General features: G+C 71.0%; 21 protein-coding genes. 11 read left to right on the top strand and 10 right to left on the bottom strand.

Annotated features, from left to right (window positions below):
* Positions 1-3: 3 nt before the first annotated feature.
* Positions 4-186, bottom strand: coding sequence for a DUF397 domain-containing protein (locus AB0D93_RS02420; RefSeq protein ID WP_362111531.1), 183 nt, complete (start codon positions 184-186; stop codon positions 4-6).
* Positions 179-958, bottom strand: a complete 780-nt coding sequence (locus AB0D93_RS02415) for a helix-turn-helix transcriptional regulator (RefSeq protein ID WP_362111868.1) — start codon at positions 956-958, stop codon at positions 179-181. The genes AB0D93_RS02420 and AB0D93_RS02415 overlap by 8 nt, the downstream gene beginning before the upstream one ends.
* Positions 959-1,060: 102 nt before the next feature.
* Here AB0D93_RS02415 and AB0D93_RS02410 point away from each other — a divergent pair, with 102 nt between their 5' ends.
* A complete protein-coding gene (locus AB0D93_RS02410) occupies positions 1,061-1,495 on the top strand; it encodes a hypothetical protein (protein WP_362111528.1) in 435 nt (144 codons plus the stop codon).
* On the opposite strand, the gene AB0D93_RS02405 is transcribed toward AB0D93_RS02410, so the two are convergent.
* Genes AB0D93_RS02405 through AB0D93_RS02395 form a run of 3 tightly spaced genes read right to left on the bottom strand, consistent with a single transcriptional unit; the run spans position 1,446 to position 3,096 of the window.
* Positions 1,446-2,108, bottom strand: a complete 663-nt coding sequence (locus AB0D93_RS02405) for a DUF5063 domain-containing protein (RefSeq protein ID WP_362111525.1) — start codon at positions 2,106-2,108, stop codon at positions 1,446-1,448. The genes AB0D93_RS02410 and AB0D93_RS02405 overlap by 50 nt on opposite strands.
* Positions 2,101-2,700 (bottom strand): recombination mediator RecR, encoded by a 600-nt coding sequence (gene recR / locus AB0D93_RS02400; RefSeq protein WP_031164801.1) that lies wholly within the window; start codon positions 2,698-2,700, stop codon positions 2,101-2,103. The genes AB0D93_RS02405 and recR overlap by 8 nt, the downstream gene beginning before the upstream one ends.
* Before the next feature lie 51 nt (positions 2,701-2,751).
* Positions 2,752-3,096: a YbaB/EbfC family nucleoid-associated protein gene (locus AB0D93_RS02395; RefSeq protein ID WP_362111865.1), complete on the bottom strand. Its 345-nt coding sequence runs from the start codon at positions 3,094-3,096 to the stop codon at positions 2,752-2,754.
* Between the two features lie 264 nt (positions 3,097-3,360).
* On the opposite strand from AB0D93_RS02395, the gene AB0D93_RS02390 reads away from it, so the two are divergent.
* The gene (locus AB0D93_RS02390) at positions 3,361-4,110 is read left to right on the top strand and encodes an SLATT domain-containing protein (RefSeq protein WP_362111520.1); all 750 of its coding nucleotides are present in this window, start codon (positions 3,361-3,363) and stop codon (positions 4,108-4,110) included.
* Positions 4,111-4,133: 23 nt separating this feature from the next.
* Here the strand turns inward: AB0D93_RS02390 and AB0D93_RS02385 are convergent, their stop codons facing one another.
* Positions 4,134-6,185: a serine/threonine-protein kinase gene (locus tag AB0D93_RS02385; RefSeq protein WP_362111862.1), complete on the bottom strand. Its 2,052-nt coding sequence runs from the start codon at positions 6,183-6,185 to the stop codon at positions 4,134-4,136.
* 246 nt (positions 6,186-6,431) lie between these two features.
* Between AB0D93_RS02385 and AB0D93_RS02380 the strand changes: the two genes are divergently transcribed.
* The 5 genes from AB0D93_RS02380 to AB0D93_RS02360 all read left to right on the top strand — a co-directional run bounded on the left by AB0D93_RS02380 (position 6,432) and on the right by AB0D93_RS02360 (position 9,761).
* Positions 6,432-7,787, top strand: coding sequence for an aspartate aminotransferase family protein (locus AB0D93_RS02380; RefSeq protein WP_362111517.1), 1,356 nt, complete (start codon positions 6,432-6,434; stop codon positions 7,785-7,787).
* Between the two features lie 87 nt (positions 7,788-7,874).
* A complete protein-coding gene (locus AB0D93_RS02375) occupies positions 7,875-8,570 on the top strand; it encodes a GntR family transcriptional regulator (protein WP_362111514.1) in 696 nt (231 codons plus the stop codon).
* 48 nt (positions 8,571-8,618) lie between these two features.
* A complete protein-coding gene (locus tag AB0D93_RS02370; protein WP_362111511.1) occupies positions 8,619-9,269 on the top strand; it encodes a hypothetical protein in 651 nt (216 codons plus the stop codon).
* A 74-nt stretch (positions 9,270-9,343) separates the two neighbouring features.
* Complete coding sequence (locus tag AB0D93_RS02365; protein ID WP_362111508.1) at positions 9,344-9,583, top strand: DUF6400 family protein; 240 nt, start codon at positions 9,344-9,346, stop codon at positions 9,581-9,583.
* On the top strand, positions 9,570-9,761 hold the full coding sequence (locus AB0D93_RS02360) for a hypothetical protein (RefSeq protein WP_362111505.1): 192 nt from the start codon (positions 9,570-9,572) through the stop codon (positions 9,759-9,761). The genes AB0D93_RS02365 and AB0D93_RS02360 overlap by 14 nt, the downstream gene beginning before the upstream one ends.
* 71 nt (positions 9,762-9,832) lie before the next feature.
* Here AB0D93_RS02360 and AB0D93_RS02355 read toward each other — a convergent pair whose 3' ends face one another.
* The 4 genes from AB0D93_RS02355 to AB0D93_RS02340 form a co-directional block, all read right to left on the bottom strand.
* Complete coding sequence (locus tag AB0D93_RS02355) at positions 9,833-10,267, bottom strand: ester cyclase (protein ID WP_362111502.1); 435 nt, start codon at positions 10,265-10,267, stop codon at positions 9,833-9,835.
* A 29-nt stretch (positions 10,268-10,296) separates the two neighbouring features.
* Positions 10,297-12,114, bottom strand: coding sequence for a 5'-nucleotidase C-terminal domain-containing protein (locus AB0D93_RS02350; RefSeq protein WP_362111499.1), 1,818 nt, complete (start codon positions 12,112-12,114; stop codon positions 10,297-10,299).
* Positions 12,115-12,286: 172 nt separating this feature from the next.
* Positions 12,287-12,499 (bottom strand): hypothetical protein, encoded by a 213-nt coding sequence (locus AB0D93_RS02345; protein ID WP_362111496.1) that lies wholly within the window; start codon positions 12,497-12,499, stop codon positions 12,287-12,289.
* Between the two features lie 43 nt (positions 12,500-12,542).
* Complete coding sequence (locus AB0D93_RS02340) at positions 12,543-13,826, bottom strand: adenylosuccinate synthase (protein WP_362111493.1); 1,284 nt, start codon at positions 13,824-13,826, stop codon at positions 12,543-12,545.
* Positions 13,827-14,022: 196 nt separating this feature from the next.
* Here AB0D93_RS02340 and AB0D93_RS02335 point away from each other — a divergent pair, with 196 nt between their 5' ends.
* From AB0D93_RS02335 to AB0D93_RS02320, 4 genes are all read left to right on the top strand, one after another.
* The gene (locus AB0D93_RS02335; RefSeq protein WP_362111490.1) at positions 14,023-14,859 is read left to right on the top strand and encodes a diacylglycerol kinase; all 837 of its coding nucleotides are present in this window, start codon (positions 14,023-14,025) and stop codon (positions 14,857-14,859) included.
* Between the two features lie 223 nt (positions 14,860-15,082).
* Positions 15,083-16,594, top strand: coding sequence for an APC family permease (locus tag AB0D93_RS02330; protein ID WP_362111487.1), 1,512 nt, complete (start codon positions 15,083-15,085; stop codon positions 16,592-16,594).
* Entirely contained in the window at positions 16,548-17,468 is a 921-nt protein-coding gene (locus tag AB0D93_RS02325; RefSeq protein ID WP_362111484.1) for an ABC transporter ATP-binding protein, read from the top strand. The genes AB0D93_RS02330 and AB0D93_RS02325 overlap by 47 nt, the downstream gene beginning before the upstream one ends.
* Entirely contained in the window at positions 17,465-19,036 is a 1,572-nt protein-coding gene (locus AB0D93_RS02320; protein ID WP_362111481.1) for an ABC transporter permease, read from the top strand. Before AB0D93_RS02325 ends, AB0D93_RS02320 begins: the two co-directional genes overlap by 4 nt.
* Position 19,037: the final 1 nt, after the last annotated feature.

The raw sequence follows: 19,037 nt of genomic DNA, 5'->3' as shown, positions 1-19,037 counted from the left end.
AGTTCAGGCTTCACGCCGGAGCGCGGAGACGAATGCCGACCAGGTGGGGACGGGGAGGTGGAGTACGGGGCCGGTGTGGTTCTTGGAGTCGCGGACGTGGACGGTGGTGGAGAACGCGACTTCGACGCAGGCTCCGCCCTCGTTGTCGCTGTAGCTCGACTTGAACCATGTGAGCTGGTCAGTCATGGCGATCCACCATCCGCTCGATGAAACGGGCAGACTCAGCGGCGCTGAGGGCCTGTGCGCGGATCATGCTAAGCCGTCCTGTCACCCGGCTGACAAGCTCCGGATCGGCCGTGAGTTCGCTGGCAAGCGGGCCTTCCGTGAAGGCGAACCACTCGTGTTCTCGGTCTTCCAGCAGGACCATGGGGCCCAAGTGCGCATCGCTGGTGGCCCGTTCGAACGGCAGCACTTGCAGGTCGACGTTCCGCAGGCCGGAGACCTCCAGAAGGTGGCGCAGTTGGCCAGTGTCGACGAACGGGCCCCGCAGGGCTGCCTCGTGAACAACGAAGCTGAGAGCCACCGGCGGCTTCCTGCCAGTCAGGATCGCCTGTCGTTCCATCCGCGCCGCGATCCGTTGCTCGACCATCTCCTCGTGGAGTGGCGGGTAACGGCTCTCGATGAGCGCGCGTGCGTACGCCTCGGTCTGCAACAGGCCGGGTAGCAGCATCGTCTCGTACCACCAGAGGCCAATCGCCTCCCTCTCCCGCTCCATGAACTCCTGAGCCCTGGGCGGGAACTTCTCCCTGCTGAGGTACTCCTTCGCCGCGCTCAGCAACCCCTCAGCCCGGCACAACTCGTCCGCCGCGTCCAGGACTCGGGGCGTCGGCATCCGCACCCCCTGCTCCATCGCCTTGATGGTGTCCGGGGAGTAGTTCGCGGCGGCGGCCAACTGCTCGCGGCTGACGTTGGCCTTCGTGCGCCAGCGTTTCATCTGGTTGCCGCTGAAGCGCCACATGGGCGGCGACTGGGACACCGTACGCACCTCCGACCGGTACACCTCGACGTGTAGCACCCGAGTCACTACCGAGCGTAGCGACCCGGAAGCCACCGTGTGACCATGACGAACGGAATTCACCGGCCCGCCTGGGTCCCCCTGCGCGGGCACCGCCTGCGCGTGGCCGGCGTGCACTTCGACGCCGTGCGGATCGAGGGGAGATGGGGCGAGGCCGTCGCCGAATCCCTGATCGAGCGCGAGGACGACGACGCGGGGCCCATCGTGTGCGCCGGCGGCAGCGGGGCGCGGTGGGTGTACTTCCTGCTGCGGCCCGGGGTCGTACACCGCTACGACTGGCCGCTCGGGGTGCAGTACTTCGGCCGGCGCGGCGACCGGACCGTCACCTACGTCGGCGTTCCGGCGCTGGACGGCGACACCTGGCCCCTGCGCTGGTACAGCGAGCCGACGCCGAGCGCGCCGTACGTCGACGCGGAGGCGCTGCGCGCGGTCACTTCCCCTGCCGGACCCCCAGTTGTCCGCCGATCTCCTCCGCCATGACCCGCCCCGCCTCGAACTCCAGGGTCTCGTCGCCCATCGTGGCCTGGTCGGTGTCGAGGCCGTCGAGCTCTTCCAGGGGCTGGTCGAGGCGGACGTGGATGAGGACCGACTGCAGGGCGCGCAGGACGGCGGAGGCGGTGGGGCCCCAGTTGGAGAAGTAGGAGAACTGCCACCACCACAGGGCCTCCGTGGTACGGCCCGAACGGTAGTGGGCCATGCCGTGGCGCAGGTCGGTGATGAGGTCCGCGATGTCGTCGGAGATCCGGGCCGGCACCGGCGCCTTGCGGGGCTCGTACGGGTCGAAGACCTCGGAGTAGACGTCGACCGGGTCGAGGAGCCGGGCCAGGTTCTCGCGGAGCTCGTCCACGTCCGGCTCGGGGCCCAGGTCGGGCTCGTAGCGCTCGTCGGGGACGATGTCCTCGTGCGCGCCGAGGCGGCCGCCGGCCAGCAGGAGCTGGGAGACCTCCAGGAGGAGGAAGGGGACCGTCGAGCCCGGCTCGTCGCCCCTCGCCACCTCCGTGACGGCCACCAGGAAGCTCTCGATCTGGTCCGCGATCTGGACCGCGAAGTCGTCCGGGTTCCGACCGGTCGCGTGCAGTGTGGCGTCAGACATCTAGGAGTCGTCTCCCCTCGAAGGCGCGGCCGAGGGTGACCTCGTCCGCGTATTCCAGGTCGCCACCCACCGGGAGGCCGCTGGCCAGGCGGGTGACCTTCAGGCCCATGGGTTTGATCATGCGGGCGAGATAGGTGGCCGTGGCCTCGCCCTCCAGATTGGGATCCGTGGCAAGGATCAGCTCCGTGACCGTCCCGTCGGCCAACCGCGCGAGAAGTTCTCGTATACGCAGGTCGTCGGGGCCCACACCCTCGATCGGGCTGATCGCGCCGCCCAGGACGTGGTAGCGGCCCCGGAACTCACGGGTGCGCTCGATGGCCACCACGTCCTTCGGTTCCTCGACGACGCAGATCACCGAAGGGTCGCGGCGCGGGTCGCGGCAGATGTTGCACAGCTCCTCCTGCGCGACGTTCCCGCACGTCGCGCAGAAGCGGACCTTCGCCTTCACCTCCAGGAGGGCCTGGGCGAGGCGCTTCACGTCCGTCGGCTCGGCCTGCAGGATGTGGAAGGCGATCCGCTGCGCGCTCTTGGGACCGACGCCGGGCAACCGCCCCAGCTCGTCGATGAGGTCCTGGACCACGCCTTCGTACAACGGACTGCCCTTCCTGGAGACCTTTCGGTACGTACCGTAGTTGGCCCGGCCTCAGAACGGCAGACCGGGGATGCCCGTGCCGCCGCCGAGGCCCTGGGCCAGCGGGCCGAGCTTCTGCTGCTGGAGCGTCTGCGCGTTCTCGTTGGCCGCCTGTACGGCCGCGACGATCAGGTCGGCGAGGGTCTCGGTGTCCTCCGGGTCGACCGCCTTCGGGTCGATCCTCAGCGCGCGCAGCTCGCCCGCGCCGGTCACGGTCGCCCTCACCAGACCGCCGCCCGCCTGGCCGTCCACCTCCGTGTCCGCCAGTTCCGCTTGCGCCCGCTGCAGATCCTGTTGCATCTTCTGGGCCTGCTGGAGCAACTGCTGCATGTTGGGCTGGCCACCACCGGGGATCACGATCAGCTCCTCTACGTTCTTCTCCTTGTGCACGAGACTACGTGGTCCACGCGCCCGTCGCCCCGCCACTCTTTCGAGTGAGAACCAGGGCAGCCCTATACCTGATCAAGGCCCTCTTCCGAGCGGAAAAGCTGGGAAAGCTCCTTCTTCGCCACCCATTGGGCGGTAGGAAGGGTGCCCCGCGTCGTCATGGAATTCGGCATGGAATGTCACGCAACGTGACCGGGTTGTGATCGGTGATCGAGGATCAGTAGGGAGTGCCGGGTGGGTCAGCCGGAGATGCAGCCCGAGGGTCCGCCACAGGACGGGCGTGACGAGGACGCGGCCGGGCTGCGGCCGGGCGACCTGACCGGGCGGGCCTTTCCGCTCGGCGACTGGGGCGAGCCCGCCGAGCGGCTCGACGAGCTGTACCGATGGGTGGAGCGCGGGGCACTGCAGACGGCGTCCTGGTACCTGCGGGACCGGGTGTGGAAGCGGCGCGGCGCCCAGGTGCTGCGCTCGGGCGCGGCCGCGGGCGCGGTGGCCGGCGCCGCGCTGCCGCTGCTGGACCTGACCGGGGCGGTCGACGGGGTGGCACCCTGGGGCTGTCTGGCGCTGCTGCTCGCGGTCTCCTGCGTCGGCATCGACCGGTACTTCGGCGTGACGTCGGGCTGGATGCGGGACGTGGCCACCGCGCAGGCGGTGCAGCGGCGGCTGCAGGCGCTGCAGTTCGACTGGGCCTCCGAGAGCATCCGGGAGGTGCTGGGGCCCGCGGAGGGCACGGCGAGCGAGGCGGCCGACCGGTGCCTGGGGGTGCTGCGGCGCTTCACGGAGGACATGACGGAACTGGTGCGCACCGAGACGACCGACTGGATGGTGGAGTTCCGGACCGGGTCCGCGCCGCTGGGGATCCAGGCGGCCGTGGCGTACGTGCCGCGGCAGGAGGCAACGGGCTCCGGTGGCCGCTTCCCGCTGCCGCCGGCCAACGGGACCCGCCCGAACATGCCCAGGCAGCGGCCGCCGGAACCCCGGTAGCCGCCGTCGGGGGCACTCGCCCCTCACTGCTTGGTGTACGTCAGGCTCTCCCCGCCGTTCGCCTTCGCCCGCCTCAGCGTGCCGTCCGGCAGCAGGGTGACCTCGGTGGCCTCGCCCGGGGAGCAGGAGGAGGCGGGCTCACCGCTGGTGACGGTGGACGGGCCGATCTCCAACGGGCCGTCGGCGCCCGGCTGTTGGGTGAGCTCGGCCGCGAAGACGCAGTGGTACGTCCCACCGCCGTTCGTCGGCCCGTCCGCGACGAGGGTCAGCACGCTGTCGCCCACCTTGCCCTGCCGGATGGTCAGTTGGCGGGTGTTGGTGCCGTCGGCGTTCTCGATCGTCGTCTCCCAGGTGCCCAGATAGGCGTCCGGGACCGCTCCGTCCGAGGGGGCGGAGGAGGACGCGGACGGCGACGAACCGGCCGGGCTCGGCGCTCCCGAGGTCCCGTCGGTCGCCGTGCCGGAGCTCGTGGCGGGCGCGGGAGAGGCGGCCCCTCCGCCCTTGTCGTCGGTCCCGCCGTTCTTCATCAGCGCGTACACGGTCCCGCCCGCGCCCAGCGCCACCACCAGCGCGATCACGACGAGCAGCGCGGTGGACCGCCCACCGTGCCGCTCCGGCGCCTGCTCCCCGACCCCGGGCGGCGGCCCGTACGGCGGCGTGGACCCGAGGCCGCCGCCGTAGGGGTTGTACGACGGCTGGGGGTAGCTCTGCGGATGGGTCTGGGGATACGTCCGGGGGTGCGGCTGGGCGTACACGTAGGGCCCGGGAGCCGCCGGCGGCGTTCCGGGCGGCGGGGTCGGACCGGAGGTGACGGTGGGCAGGTGACCGACGGCACCACCGCCCTTTCCGTCATCGGACACCGCGGCATGCTCGGGCGAGCCCCCGGCTCCATCACCGCCGGCCCCGCCCCCTCCAACACTCGGCGACGCCACAGCACCCCCACCGGGCCCACCCGCACCCGACGACGACGGCTGCACGGGTGACGCCGGTGGTGCCGGTGGTGCCGCTGTTGCCGGTGTTGCCGGTGGTGCCGCTGTTGCCGGTGTTGCCGGTGGTGCCGGTGGGAAACCGGACCCGGCCGCAGGGCGGGCGCCACTCCCCGGCTCACCCGCACCCGCGCCCGCGCCCGAGGTCGCCGCCCCATTTCCCTCCGGAGCCTCGACCTCCAGCAACTGCACAGCGTGCCGGCCGAGTTGGGCGACCAGCGCGCCCGGCAGCCAGGGGTCCCGGGACCTTCCCCCGGACACGGTGTCCTCCGCCCCCGTCCGCTCCAGCAGGGCGTCCAGCGAGGGCCGGGCCGCCGGGTCCTTGCGCAGGCAGTCCCGCACCAGGTCGGCGATCCCCTCCGGCACCCCCTCCAGGTCCGGCTCCTCCTGGGCGATCCGGAACATCAGCGCGTGCACCCCGCTGTTGGCGTTCCCGAAGGGCAGCGAGCCGGTCGCCGCGTACGCCAGCACGGACCCGAGGCAGAAGACGTCGCACGCCGGCGTGATCCGGTCCCCCCGCACCTGCTCGGGCGCCATGAACCCCGGCGACCCGACCAGCGACCCGGTCCGGGTCAGCCCCTCCCCGCCCAGCGAGGTCGTCTCCAGCGCCCGCGCGATGCCGAAGTCGATGACCCGCGGCCCGTCGATGGTGACGAGCACGTTCGACGGCTTCAGATCCCGGTGCACGATCCCGGCCGCGTGGATGTCCTTCAGCGCGTGCGCGAGCCCCGCCGCGAGGATCCGTACCGACCGCTCGGGCAGCGCGCCGTGGTCATGGCCGACCACCTGCTGCAGGCTCGGCCCGGCGACGTACCCGGTGGCCACCCACGGCACCGCCGCCTCGGTGTCCGCGTCCAGCACGGGCGCGGTCCAGTACCCGCCGACCTGCCGCGCGGCCCGCACCTCCTGCCGGAAGCGCGCACGGAACGCCTCCTGTGCGGCGAGTTCCTCGCGGACCAGTTTCACCGCGACGGTACGGCCCCGGTCCGACCGGGCCAGGTACACCTCTCCCATGCCGCCCGCGCCCAGCCGCGCCAGCAGCCGGTAAGCACCGATGAGCTGCGGATCCCCCGCCCCCAGCTTCTCCATGGCAGCCCCGCCCTCCCCCTGGACACACGTCGCATACGTGTGCATCGGACCGAGAATAGTCCGGCCCCGGAGGCAGTCGCGCGGCCCGCCGTCTACGGTTCCGTAACGGGCGTTCCCGCCCCGCCCGGGCCCGCCGGCGACCGCTCCGGCGGCGCCGCCCCGTCGACAACCTGTCGCGGAAAGCCCCCGTCCACGGAACAAGACGCCGATAGGCCTTCCGCATCGCGGACATTTAGGCTCGCAAGCATGACCCCTCAGCCCAACCCCGACGCCGGCGCCGCAGTCAAGGCCGCGGACCGCGCGCACGTCTTCCACTCCTGGTCCGCCCAGGACCTCATCGACCCGCTCGCCGTCGCCGGCGCCGAGGGGTCGTACTTTTGGGACTACGACGGCAAGCGGTACCTGGACTTCACCAGCGGGCTGGTCTACACGAACATCGGCTACCAGCACCCGAAGGTCGTCGCCGCCATCCAGGAGCAGGCGGCCCGGATGACCACCTTCGCGCCCGCCTTCGCGATCGAGGCGCGCTCGGAGGCGGCCCGGCTGATCGCCGAGCGGACCCCCGGCGACCTGGACAAGATCTTCTTCACCAACGGCGGCGCCGACGCCGTCGAGCACGCGGTGCGCATGGCCCGGCTGCACACGGGCCGCCCGAAGGTGCTCTCGGCGTACCGCTCGTACCACGGCGGCACCCAGCAGGCGATCAACATCACCGGTGACCCGCGCCGCTGGGCGAACGACAGCGCCGCGCAGGGCGTCGTCCACTTCTGGGCGCCGTTCCTCTACCGCTCCCGCTTCTACGCCGAGAACGAGGAGCAGGAGACCGCACGCGCCCTGGAGCACCTGGAGACGACGATCGCCTTCGAGGGGCCGGGGACCGTTGCCGCGATCATCCTCGAAACCATCCCCGGCACGGCCGGGATCATGGTCCCGCCGCCCGGCTATCTGGCCGGCGTCCGGGAGATCTGCGACAAGTACGGGATCGTCTTCGTCCTGGACGAGGTCATGGCCGGCTTCGGGCGCACCGGCGAGTGGTTCGCCGCCGGGCTCTTCGGTGTCGTGCCCGACCTGATGACCTTCGCCAAGGGCGTGAACTCCGGTTACGTGCCCCTCGGCGGCGTCGCCATCTCACAGAGGATCGCGGAGACCTTCGGCAAGCGGCCCTACCCCGGCGGTCTGACCTACTCCGGGCACCCGCTGGCCTGCGCCGCCGCCGTCGCCACGATCAACGTGATGGCCGAGGAGGGCGTCGTCGAGAACGCCGCGCGGCTCGGCGAGACGGTCGTCGGCCCGGCCCTGGCCGAGCTGGCCGAGCGGCACCCGAGCGTCGGCGAGGTGCGCGGCGTCGGCATGTTCTGGGCGCTGGACCTCGTGAAGAACCGCGAGACCCGCGAGCCGCTGGTGCCGTACAACGCGGCCGGCGAGGCGAACGCCCCCATGGCCGCGTTCGCGGCGGCCGCCAAGAAGCAGGGCATCTGGCCGTTCGTGAACATGAACCGGACGCACGTGGTCCCGCCGTGCAATGTCAGCGAGGCCGAACTGAAGGAGGGCCTGGCCGCCCTGGACGCGGCGCTGGGCGTGGCCGACGAGTACACGGAGTAGTACGGCCCGAGGCCACGAACGCGTAAGGTGACGTGCTCGTAAGAGAGAGGCGAGTACGTCACCCACGCGTGAGGAGAGGCCCCGACCATGCCCGGCACCGGCGCCGTGACGCGCAGCACCCTGCGCCAGCAGATCGCGGACGCGCTCCGTGACGAGGTGCTCGCGGGGCGGCTGCGACCGGGCCGGGCGTTCACGGTCAAGGAGATCGCCGAGCAGTACGGTGTCTCCGCCACCCCCGTCCGCGAGGCGCTGGTCGAGTTGTCCGCGCAGGGCATCCTGGAGTCCGACCAGCACCGCGGCTTCCGTGTGCCCGAGTACTCCCTCGCCGACTACCGGAACATGATCGAGGCCCGCAGCCTGGTCACCGACGGCATGTTCCAGGCCCTCACCACCGGCCACCCGGCCTTCCGCACCCCGCCGGAGGACCCGCGTACGGCCGCGGCCCTGGTCACCGTGCGGCGGCGCGGCGAGGAGGCCCAGCGGGCGGCGGCGGCCGGTGACCTGCCCGTCCTCATCGGCTACGACCTGCGCTTCTGGCGCGAGCTCAGCGCCCTGTTCGGCAACCCCTACCTCGGCGACTTCCTCAACCGCCTGCGCGTGCAGTCCTGGGTCTGCGCGGTGCAGCACCTGCTCCGCCTGCCCGACCTGCGCGGCCGCCTGTGGGCCGGGCACACCGACCTGGTCGACGCGCTCGCCCACCGCGAGGCCGAAACCGCGCGCACGATCGTCGCCGCCTCCAACGCCCACTCACTGGCGCTGCTGGAACACCTGACCAACGGGTAGGTGACCGGTACCCTTCCCAGACCACCTTCTGTGTGCGAGGAGCTCTCTTTGGCCTGTGACCTGTGGCTGGTACCGCTCGTGGACGTGTTGTGCCACACCCCGGACAACCCGTTCGCCGAGGAACTCGCGCAGTACAACAAGGCACTGGCCGAGGCCGGGTTGCCACCGGTGCCGGTGTACCAGTACATGCCGGGCCTGTCCGGCGAGGTCGCCCCGGTGGCCGGCTTCGACTACGACGCGCTGCACTTCCTGCGCCGCGCGTACCTGCTCCAGGTCTGCGGCCTGCCGGTGACCCCGGTGGACGAACTCGGGGGCGACTACGAACAGTTGCTGGAGATGTTCGAGTCCACGGCCCAGCAGTCCCACCTGGTGTGGCACTACGACCACGCGGGCGCGTACGTTCCGGTCGACTTCCCCGACCCGCTGTCGAACGAGGAACTGCTGGCGGGCGGCGGCCCGTTGGGCAGCTCCCAGACGCTGCTGCGCGAACTGGAGTACGTCGCCGCGTCGATCGGCATCGACCCGGCCAACCCCCCGGCGGCCCCGGCCCCGCCCGTGGCTCCCACGGAGCTGGAGGAGCCGGCCGTACCGGCGCCGTACGATCCCAGCCCCTTCGCCCGCGAACGGCATGTGTGGCTGGGACTGCACGCGGCGGCGACCCGCTCCCTGGCACAGGGCTCCATGATCGTGTTCAGCTGAGGGCCGGGCCGTGCCGGTGTGATTTCACCCACCTGTTCTTGCCGTGGGGGAAATGCCTGCCTACGTTCGGTGGCATGTCCCCCCACGGCCCCACCTTCGACTTCAGCGTCGACCTGAGCTCGCACGAGATGCTCCGGCGCACCCACGTCATGGCCGCCCTCGGCCCCGGCTGGGACCCCGCGGCGGCGCTCCGCGGCGAGGAGGAGGCGCGGGCGCTGCTGTACTCGAACCTGGACCCGGAGCAGCAGCGCATCTACGACGAGCTGGTCGCGGCCGGCGTGCTCCCGGCAGGGCCCGGCGATGCTGCCGCTTGATCCGCAGGCCGACCCAGGACGGCGCGCCTGGGGCGTCGGCTGCCCGGCCTGCGACGACCAGGGCCGGTGGCGCTACCTGCTGTCCAACACCGGCAGCCTGCTGCACCTGCAGTGCCCCGCGTGCCACCACGTCTGGACCCACGAGACCCACTTCGGCGCCACGCGCTCGGATCCCTGAGCGGGAACGCCCGGGGCCGAAGCCGGAAAGGGCGCCCCGTGGGGCGCCCTCCCGTCGGCAGTGGGCCGTCGTCAGTCGGCCACGGGCAGCGGCCAGCCGAGCTGGGCGAACAGCCCCAGGCGGTCGCTCACCGCGCGGATTTCGGTGATCTTGCCGTTGGCCAGCGTGAAGACCCAGATCGCCTCGATCTCGAAGGACCGGCCGGTCGGCTCGGGCATGCGCGGGTGGGCCGCGCTGTGCACGCCCCGCTGGGTCACCCGGGCCACCACGCGGTCGCCCTCGCCGAGCAGCTCGTCCACCTGCACCGTGAGCGGCGCCAGCGCCTCCGCCTGCTCGCGCAGGCCCTCGAAGGCCGCGCCCGGCTCGTCCGCCTCACCGTGGATGATCTTGTTGTGGTCCACGACGTCCGCCGCCATGTACTGCTGCAGGTCCTCGAGCCGGCCCTCGCCGACCGCCTCGAAGAAGCCCTGGACCACCTTCTTGCCGTCGTCGGCGCTCGCGCTCACGACTCCCCCTGTCCTGAAGGACACCCTGCCTAGAAGACCGGCGTACCGGCCTGTGTCAGCTTCCAGTTGGTGACGGCGAAGTCGGCCGGGTCGAGGCTCTTCTTCGCGGTCACGTAGTCGATCATCAGCTGCCGGATCTCGTTCGTCGAGCTGTACGCGATCGGCGCCGAGGCGATGTGCGGGTAGCCCGAACCGCCGTTCGCGCGGTAGTTGTTGACCGCGACGACGAAGACCTGGTCGTCGGCGACCGGCGCGCCGTTGTAGCTGAGGTTCTTGATCCGGGAGCCCTCCGGCTGCGCGATGTCGATGTCGTAGTCGACGCCCGCCGCCGTGTCGTACATGTAGTCCCAGAAGTTGTTGGCGTTGGTGAGGGTCGCGGTGTCCACCTTCGTGCCGGCCGGCACCTGGTGGTAGTACTTCGCCGCGTACTCCAGGTAGTCCTTGAGCTGGGCGCCCGTGAGCTTCTTGCCGTACAGGGTGTTGTCGTAGATGTAGAGGCCGGCGATGTCCTTGATGGTGACGTTGCCCTGGGGGATGTCGGCCGTGCGGGAGAAGGGCGCCGCCACCGAGATCAGCGGGAGCGCCGCGTCGGCCGTCGACAGGCCCGTCTTCACCGTCTCCATCTGGACCTTGTGGATGAAGTCCATGATGGGGACGTCCTTCCAGCAGGAGTCCGCCGCCGACAGGTCCGCCGTACAGGTGCCGACCGCCGTGTTCACGTACTTCACGACCAGCTCGTGGTCGGCCTCCAGGAGCTTCTTGATCTCCGGGTCCTCGTCCACGGTGTTGGGGTTGAGGGTCTGCGCCTTCTTGCTCGTCACCTTCCACTGCCCGTGGTGGAGTTCGAGCTCGAAGTCGAAGACGCTCAGGCGGTAGCCCCAGCAGTACGGCTCCGACAGGAGGACCTCCTCGCCGGTCTCCGCGTTCTTCACCGTGTACGAGGGGACCTCCACGTGCGTGTGTCCCACCAGGATCGCGTCGATGCCCGGCACCTGCTCGGCCACCAGGTTCGAGGCGTTCTCCACGTACGGGAGTTCGTCGCCGTAGGAGGAGGAGCCGTCGAGGCCGGAGTGGTCCGTCAGGAAGACCACGTCACAGCCCAGTGCGCGCAGTCTCGGCACGTACTTCTTCGCCTGCTCCACCAGCCCGGGGAAGACCATCTTCCCGCTGACGTTGTCCTTGTCCCACAGGGCGATACCGGGGTTGGTGAGACCCAGGATGCCGACCTTGATGTCGGGGGCGCCGGGGACGCGGATCCGCTTGACGGTGTACGGGTGGAAAGCGGGGCGCAGGGTCTTCGCGTCCAGCGCGTTCGCGCCGAGCAGCGGGAAGCGGCACTGGCTCTCGAACTTGCGCAGCACCTCGATGCCGTAGTTGAACTCGTGGTTGCCGAGGGCGGCGGCGTCGTAGCGCATGTGGTTCATGGCCACGGCCATCGGGTGCTTGGGACCCTGCTTGCCGTCGGTGCCGGTGATCGGGTCGACGCGCGCGAAGTAGTAGGCCAGGGACGTGCCCTGGATGATGTCGCCGGCGTCGACGAGGAGGACGTGGTCCTCGCCCTTCGCCTCGCGCTGCTGCTTGATGAGGGTGGCCACGCGTGCCACGCCCACCGAGTTGCCCGCCTTGTCGGTGTAGGCGGCGTCCTTGTAGTAGTCCCAGTCGAAGACGTGGCTGTGCAGGTCGGTCGTGCCCAGGATGGAGAACGACCAGGTACGGGGGTGGCAGTCCCGCTTCTGCTCGGCCGCCTGCGCGGGGGTCGCCGCGACGGTTCCCGCAGCGGCGACGGCCGCTCCGGTGACGGCCGACTTCTTCACGAACTCCCGGCGGTTCATGGGACTGAGGGGCATTCGGGGCTCCTGGTTCGACTGGAGTGGGCAACGAGCAGCGGCGGTGCAGTGCGGAGGCTACCCGCGTAGATGCTGCTCGCGCCCGCGATTGCCGGAAACCAGGAGAAGACCATGTCCAGGTCAAGGATGGGTCAGTGGGCGAACCGTGCGAACCCTGGGGAAACGGCCGGTGTCAGAGGCGGCCGACCAGCCTGATCTCCGGGGGCCACAGCACCCTGCTCGCCATCAGCAGGGAGGGGCCGAGATGCACCGGGCAGACCAGGATCGGGGGCAGATGGTAGCGGGCGACCTCGAAGACGGCCGGATCGGAGCAGTCCGTGCCGTCGGCCTGGTCGCCCTCACCGCCGTACGGTCCCCGGCACCGTGCGTTCCGGTGGACGCTCATACCTCGATTGTGCATCCGGAACGCACGGCCGTGGAGCCGATCTTTAAAGGAACGAGTTGATCTCGATGGTCTCGTCCCGGCCCGGGCCCACGCCGATCGCGGAGATCGGGGCACCGGACATCTCCTCCAGCGCCTTGACGTAGTTCTGGGCGTTCTTGGGGAGGTCGGCGAAGGACTTGGCCTTCGTGATGTCCTCGTTCCAGCCCGGCAGGGTCTCGTAGACCGGCTTCGCGTGGTGGAAGTCGGTCTGGGAGTACGGAAGTTCCTCGACGCGCTTGCCGTCGATCTCGTACGCCACGCACACCGGGATCTGCTCCCAGCCGGTGAGCACGTCCAGCTTGGTGAGGAAGAAGTCGGTCAGGCCGTTCACGCGGGTCGCGTAGCGGGCGATCACGGCGTCGAACCAGCCGCAGCGGCGGTCACGGCCGGTGGTCACGCCCCGCTCGCCGCCGATCCGGCGCAGCGCCTCGCCGTCCTCGTCGAACAGCTCGGTCGGGAAGGGACCGGCGCCGACGCGGGTCGTGTAGGCCTTGAGGATGCCGATGACGCGGCTGATCTTCGTCGGGCCGACGCCGGCGCCGGTGCAGGCACCGCCCGCGGTCGGGTTGCTGGACGTGACGAAGGGGTACGTGCCGTGGTCGATGTCCAGCAGCGTTCCCTGGCCGCCCTCGAAGAGCACGACCTTGTCCTGCTCCAGCGCCTGGTTGAGGACCAGGACCGTGTCGGCGACGTACGGCTTGATCTGCTCGGCGTAGCCCAGCAGTTCCTCGACCACCTGGTCCACGGCGATCGCGCGCCGGTTGTACAGCTTGGTGAGGATCTGGTTCTTGACGTCGAGGGCCGCCTCGACCTTCTGGGTCAGGATCGACTCGTCGTAGAGGTCCTGGACCCGGATGCCGACACGGTTGATCTTGTCCGCGTAGGTGGGGCCGATGCCGCGACCGGTGGTGCCGATCTTGCGCTTGCCGAGGAAGCGTTCCGTCACCTTGTCGACGGTCACGTTGTACGGCGTGATGATGTGCGCGTTACCGCTGATCAGGAGCTTGGACGTGTCAACGCCACGCTCGTTCAGACCGCTCAGCTCGGAGAGCAGGACCGACGGGTCGACGACGACGCCGTTGCCGATGACCGGAACACACGTGGGCGAGAGGATTCCGGAAGGGAGGAGGTGGAGGGCGTACTTCTGGTCGCCGACGACGACCGTGTGGCCGGCGTTGTTGCCGCCCTGGTACCGCACTACATAGTCCACCGAGCCACCGAGCAGGTCGGTCGCCTTTCCCTTGCCTTCGTCACCCCACTGAGCACCGAGCAGCACAAGTGCGGGCACGCGCGTACACCCCTTCCGGGCGGGGCATGTCCAAGGTCGGGGGCGTGGGCGTAAGGTTCACCGCCGCGTGCCACAGCGACCGCCGTTGGTCGCCAACCGTCGGACCGGATGCCCCGGAATAGACGAAGCCCCTGGCGCAATAGCGCAAGGGGCTCTTGCACAAAGATGCTACCCGAGGAAGCGAGGCAGGACCGAGGTGGCGACTTTCGCGACGTCCGAACAGCTGCTGGTGATCATCGATCCGGCGGCACGGCAGACGGACGGGGAGTCCGTACGGATCGCGAAAGACGTGCTCAGCGCGGGTGCGGCGGCCAAGGTGTGCCTGCCGGACGGGCCGGAGGAATTCGCCCGGGCGCTGGGCCGGCGGGGTTCGAGGCGGCCGGTGGTGGTCGGTGACGGCCGCGCTCTGGTGCGGGCCGTGACCCTGCTGCACCGGACGCGGGAGCTGGCCGGATGCGCACTGTCGGTGGTCCCGGTGGGCGACACCGGCCTCGCGGAGTCGCTGGGGGTGCCGGGCGGGGCCGTGGCAGCGGCACGGGCGGCCCTGGACGGGTCCGAGCGGCGCCTGGACCTGCTGGTGGACGACAGCGACGGGGTCGTGCTGAGCGGGCTGGGGATTCCGCCGGAGCCGGTGCGGGTGGCTGCCGCCGAGCCGGTGCCGGTCGCCGCCGGGCGGGCCTGGTACCGCTCCCTGGTCCGCAACCTCGCCCCGCGCCCGCCCCGGCTCACCGCCGTGCCCGCGCCGGGACCCTCCCGCTTCCGGGTCGAGGTCGACGGCGAGACGGTGGTGGACCTGGGCCAGCCGGTGGAGGCGGTGTCGGTGTCACCGGGCACGGGCGGGCTGGCGCGGGTGGAGGTGCGGCCGCTGTCGGTGGGGGCGGAGGCGACGCCGGTACGGCTCTCCGGCCAGACGGTGACGGTCGCGGGGGCGGACTTCCGGTACCGGGCGGACGCGGGCGTCTCGGGACCGGTGCGCAGGCGTACCTGGCGGGTCGTGGAGGGGGCCTGGGGACTGGTGCTGCCGTCAGCTTGAGGCGGGGGCCTGGAAGCCGGTGGTGTCGAGGTGGCAGTCGAAGGGCGCCGGGATGTGGAGCCGCTCACCGAAGGGCTTGCGCGCCACCAAAATCCTTTGCGGAACAAGCGGTCCAAAGGTCTGGTGACGAATATTTAACTTCCCCGACCCCTTCCCGTACCCCTCCCTCGTCCACCATCCTGCTCCATCAGGACCACGCACCGGAGACGGAAGGGGCCACCCGATGGCAGTGGAAGAGGGCGTCGCCCCCACGGCGGAAGCAGCTGGCGAGAAAACCGTTCACCGGCTGAAACCCAACGCCGTCGGGCTGCTCGGCGTGGTGTTCATGGCCGTCGCCACCGCCGCGCCGATCACCGCCATGACCGGCAACGTGCCCTTCATGGTGTCGTCCGGCAACGGGATCGGGGCGCCCGCGAGCTATCTCGTCGCAATGGTCGTCCTGGCAATCTTTTCCGTGGGTTTCACGTCGATGGCGAAGCACATCACGTCGACCGGAGCCTTCTACGGGTTCATCTCCTACGGCCTCGGCCGGACCGTCGGCCTCGCCTCCGGACTGCTCGCGACCTTCGCGTACGTCGTCTTCGAGCCGGCGCTGATCGGCATCTTCTCCACCTTCGCGACGACGACCCTCAGGGACCAGACGGGCCTGCACGTGCCCTGGTGGGCCTTCGCCGTCCTGATGCTCGCGATCAACGCGACCGGCACCTGGTTCGGCGTCAGCGTCGCCGAGAAACTGCTGGTCGTGCTGCTGGGCACCGAGGTGACCGTGCTGGCGGCGATGGCGGTGTCCGTCGCCCTCCACGGGGGCGGCCCGCACGGGTTCGGCCTCGCCCCGGTGAACCCGGTCAACGCCTTCAAGGGCACGTCCGCCGGGCTCGGCCTCTTCTTCGCCTTCTGGTCCTGGGTCGGCTTCGAGTCGACCGCGATGTACGGCGAGGAGTCCCGCGACCCGAAGAGGATCATCCCCAAGGCGACGATGATCAGCGTCCTGGGCGTCGGCGTCTTCTACGTCTTCGTCTCCTGGATGGCCATCACGGGCAACGGTGAGGCCGAGGCCGTGAAGGCGGCCTCCTCCGCCAACCCGCTCGCCCTGTTCTTCAACCCCACCGAGCGCTATGTCGGCCACTGGGCCGTCGACGTCATGCAGTGGCTGATGATCACCGGCTCGCTGGCCTGCGGCATGGCCTTCCACAACTGCGCCGCCCGCTATCTGTACGCCCTCGGCCGGGAGGGCGTCCTGCCCTCGCTGAAGAGGACCGTCGGCCGCACCCACGCCCGGCACGGCTCCCCGCACATCGCGGGCCTGGTGCAGACGGTGGTGAGCGCCGTAGTGATCGCCGCCTTCTGGATCGCGGGCAAGGACCCGTACAACGCGCTGTACGTGCTGCTGGCCATCCTCGGCACCATGGCGATCCTGGTCGTGCAGGCCGTGTGCTCCTTCGCGGTCCTCGTCTACTTCCGCGGGCACCACCCCGAGAGCCGGCACTGGTTCCGTACCTTCACCGCCCCCCTCGTCGGCGGCATCGCGATGCTCGGCGTGGTCGTCCTGCTGGTGTCCAACATGGGGGCCGCGGCCGGTGCGGAGTCCGGATCGCCGCTGCTGAAGGCGACGCCGTGGCTGGTGGCGCTGGTCGCGGCCACGGGGGTGGGCTACGCCCAGTACCTGAAGCGGCGGGCGCCCGAGCGGTATGCGCTGCTGGGGCGGACGGTGCTGGAGGAGACCAAGGAGCGCTGAACGGGCTCAGCGCAAGTCCTTCGGCCGTACGCACGCGCTGGACGGCCTCGACCTGGACGTCGAGGCCGGCGAGGTGCACGGCTTCCTCGGCCCGAACGGCGCCGGCAAGTCGACCACGATCCGGGTGCTGCTCGGGCTGCTGCGCGCCGACGCGGGCGCCGCGCAGGTGCTGGGCCACGACCCGTGGCGGGACGCGGTGGAGGTGCACCGCCGGATCGCCTACGTGCCCGGCGACGTGACCCTGTGGCGCAACCTCTCCGGCGGCGAGGTCATCGACCTCTACGGCCGTCTGCGCGGAGGGCTGGACACCCGGCGCCGCGCCGAGCTGATCGACCGCTTCGAACTGGACCCGACCAAGAAGGGCCGCACGTACTCCAAGGGCAACCGGCAGAAGGTCGCCCTGGTCGCCGCCTTCGCCGCGGACGTGGACCTGCTGATCCTGGACGAGCCGACCTCGGGCCTGGACCCGCTGATGGAGGAGGTCTTCCAGGCCTGCGTGGAGGAGGAACGGGACCGCGGCCGGACGATCCTCCTCTCCTCGCACATCCTGAGCGAGGTCGAGGAACTCTGCGACCGGGTCAGCATCATCCGCAAGGGCCGGACGGTGGAGAGCGGTTCCCTGGCCGACCTGCGGCACCTGACCCGGACCAGCGTGAGCGCCGAACTCGCGGGCCCGCCCGACGGACTGGCCCACCTGCCGGGCGTGCACGACCTCGACGTGCGGGGGCGCCGGGTCCGGCTGCAGGTGGACACCGACCAACTGGACGCCGTACTACGGTCGTTGACCGCCTCCGGGGTGCGCACCCTGACCTCGACGCCGCCGACGCTGGAGGAGCTGTTCCTGCGGCACTACCAGGACGAGGTGCCCGCATGAACTCCCCGCTCGCCGGCAGCGGAACCCTGCTGAGGTTCGCCCTGCGCCGCGACCGCGTGCTGATCCCGGTCTGGGTCGCGGTGAACGCGCTGATGGTCCTCTCCATGCCGAACACCCTGAAGACGCTGTACGGCACCCCGGCCCAACGCGCGGACCTGCTGCACCAGATGGCCACCAACACCTCCCTGCGCGCCATGGTCGGCCCGGTCTTCGGCGACTCCCTGGGCGCGCTGACGGCCTGGCGGGTCGGGGTGTACGCGGGCGCGCTCGCCGCCGTGACGAGCCTGCTCGTCGTCGTACGGCACACCCGCGACGAGGAGGAGAGCGGACGGCAGGAGCTGGTCTCCTCCGGGACGGTGGGGCGCCGGGCCCCGCTCACGGCGGCCCTGCTCACCGCGGCGGTCGCGAACGCGGCCCTGTGCGTCCTGGTCGTGGCGGGTCTGGCCGGACAGGGCGCGTCCGGTGCGCTGGCCTTCGGGCTCGGGGTGGCGGGCGTCGGCATGGTCTTCGCCACCACGGCGGCGGTCGCCGCCCAGCTGACGGAGAGCGCCCGGCTGGCCCGTGGGCTGACGGCGGCCGTGCTGGGCGCGGCGTTCGTGCTGCGGGCGGCCGGCGACTCGGCGAGGGACGACGGATCGTCGGTGCTGACCTGGCTGTCGCCGCTGGGCTGGCTGGAGAATCTGCGGCCCTACGCCGGCGAACGCTGGTGGGTGCTGCCGCTGTTCGCGGCGGCCGCCGCCCTCCAGGCCCTCCTGGCCTACGCGTTGGCGGGGCGCCGGGACATCGGCATGAGCTTCCTGCCGACCCGGCCGGGACCGGCGGCCGGCCGGCTGGGCACGGCGGGCGCGCTGGCCTGGCGGTTGCAGCGCGGCAGCCTGTTCGGCTGGTCCACCGGCTTCTTCCTCGCCGGGGTCGTCTACGGCGGGATGACGGACGGCGCGGCCAGGCTCGTCGGCGACAACACCAAGGCGCGGGAGATCTTCCAGCGGATGGGCGGCCAGTCGGGCCTGACGGACGCCTTCCTCGCCGCGATGGTCGGCATGCTCGGCCTGATCGCCGCGCTGTACGCCGTCTCGTCCGTGCTGCGGCTGAGCGGCGAGGAGACCTCCGGCCGGGCCGAACCGGTGCTGGCCGCGGCCGTGGGCCGGCTGCGCTGGGCCGCCGGTCACCTGATCATCGCCTTCGGCGGCTCGGCGCTGCTTATGCTCCTCGCCGGCCTGGGCTTCGCCGTCGGCTACGGCCGGCAGATCGGCCCGGTCCTGGGGGCGTGCCTGCTCCAGGTCGCCGCGGTCTGGGTGATCGGCGGGGTCACGGTCCTGCTGTTCGGCGTGCTGCCGCGGGGTGCGGTGGCGGCGTGGGGAGTGGCCGGTGCGGTGCTGCTGATCGGCTGGATCGGCCCCGCGCTGAACGTGCCACGGGCGGTGCTGGACCTGTCCCCCTTCGGGCATCTGCCGAAGTTGCCGGGCGGAGGGATGGAGTGGGGGCCGGTGGGGGTGCTGCTGGGGGTGGCCGGGGTGCTGGTGGGTGTGGGGCTCGCGGGCGTGCGGCGCCGTGATCTGTCGGGTTGAG

The sequence above is a fragment of the Streptomyces sp. NPDC048191 genome, from assembly GCF_040652655.1.
Classification (GTDB): Bacteria; Actinomycetota; Actinomycetes; order Streptomycetales; family Streptomycetaceae; genus Streptomyces.
This window is presented reverse-complemented; position numbering and strand designations above follow the sequence as displayed.

What these genes read in the sequence shown, in the direction of transcription:
- AB0D93_RS02415 (WP_362111868.1), bottom strand. Translation starts at nt 958, where the DNA reads ATGTGGCGCTTCAGCGGCAACCAGATGAAACGCTGGCGCACGAAGGCC.
- AB0D93_RS02375 (WP_362111514.1), top strand. Translation starts at nt 7,875, where the DNA reads ATGCCCGGCACCGGCGCCGTGACGCGCAGCACCCTGCGCCAGCAGATC.
- AB0D93_RS02410 (WP_362111528.1), top strand. Translation starts at nt 1,061, where the DNA reads ATGACGAACGGAATTCACCGGCCCGCCTGGGTCCCCCTGCGCGGGCAC.
- AB0D93_RS02330 (WP_362111487.1), top strand. Translation starts at nt 15,083, where the DNA reads ATGGCAGTGGAAGAGGGCGTCGCCCCCACGGCGGAAGCAGCTGGCGAG.
- AB0D93_RS02360 (WP_362111505.1), top strand. Translation starts at nt 9,570, where the DNA reads ATGCTGCCGCTTGATCCGCAGGCCGACCCAGGACGGCGCGCCTGGGGC.
- AB0D93_RS02350 (WP_362111499.1), bottom strand. Translation starts at nt 12,114, where the DNA reads ATGCCCCTCAGTCCCATGAACCGCCGGGAGTTCGTGAAGAAGTCGGCC.
- AB0D93_RS02325 (WP_362111484.1), top strand. Translation starts at nt 16,548, where the DNA reads ATGCGCTGCTGGGGCGGACGGTGCTGGAGGAGACCAAGGAGCGCTGAA.
- AB0D93_RS02420 (WP_362111531.1), bottom strand. Translation starts at nt 186, where the DNA reads ATGACTGACCAGCTCACATGGTTCAAGTCGAGCTACAGCGACAACGAG.
- AB0D93_RS02380 (WP_362111517.1), top strand. Translation starts at nt 6,432, where the DNA reads ATGACCCCTCAGCCCAACCCCGACGCCGGCGCCGCAGTCAAGGCCGCG.
- AB0D93_RS02345 (WP_362111496.1), bottom strand. Translation starts at nt 12,499, where the DNA reads ATGAGCGTCCACCGGAACGCACGGTGCCGGGGACCGTACGGCGGTGAG.
- AB0D93_RS02385 (WP_362111862.1), bottom strand. Translation starts at nt 6,185, where the DNA reads ATGGAGAAGCTGGGGGCGGGGGATCCGCAGCTCATCGGTGCTTACCGG.
- AB0D93_RS02320 (WP_362111481.1), top strand. Translation starts at nt 17,465, where the DNA reads ATGAACTCCCCGCTCGCCGGCAGCGGAACCCTGCTGAGGTTCGCCCTG.
- AB0D93_RS02365 (WP_362111508.1), top strand. Translation starts at nt 9,344, where the DNA reads ATGTCCCCCCACGGCCCCACCTTCGACTTCAGCGTCGACCTGAGCTCG.
- AB0D93_RS02405 (WP_362111525.1), bottom strand. Translation starts at nt 2,108, where the DNA reads ATGTCTGACGCCACACTGCACGCGACCGGTCGGAACCCGGACGACTTC.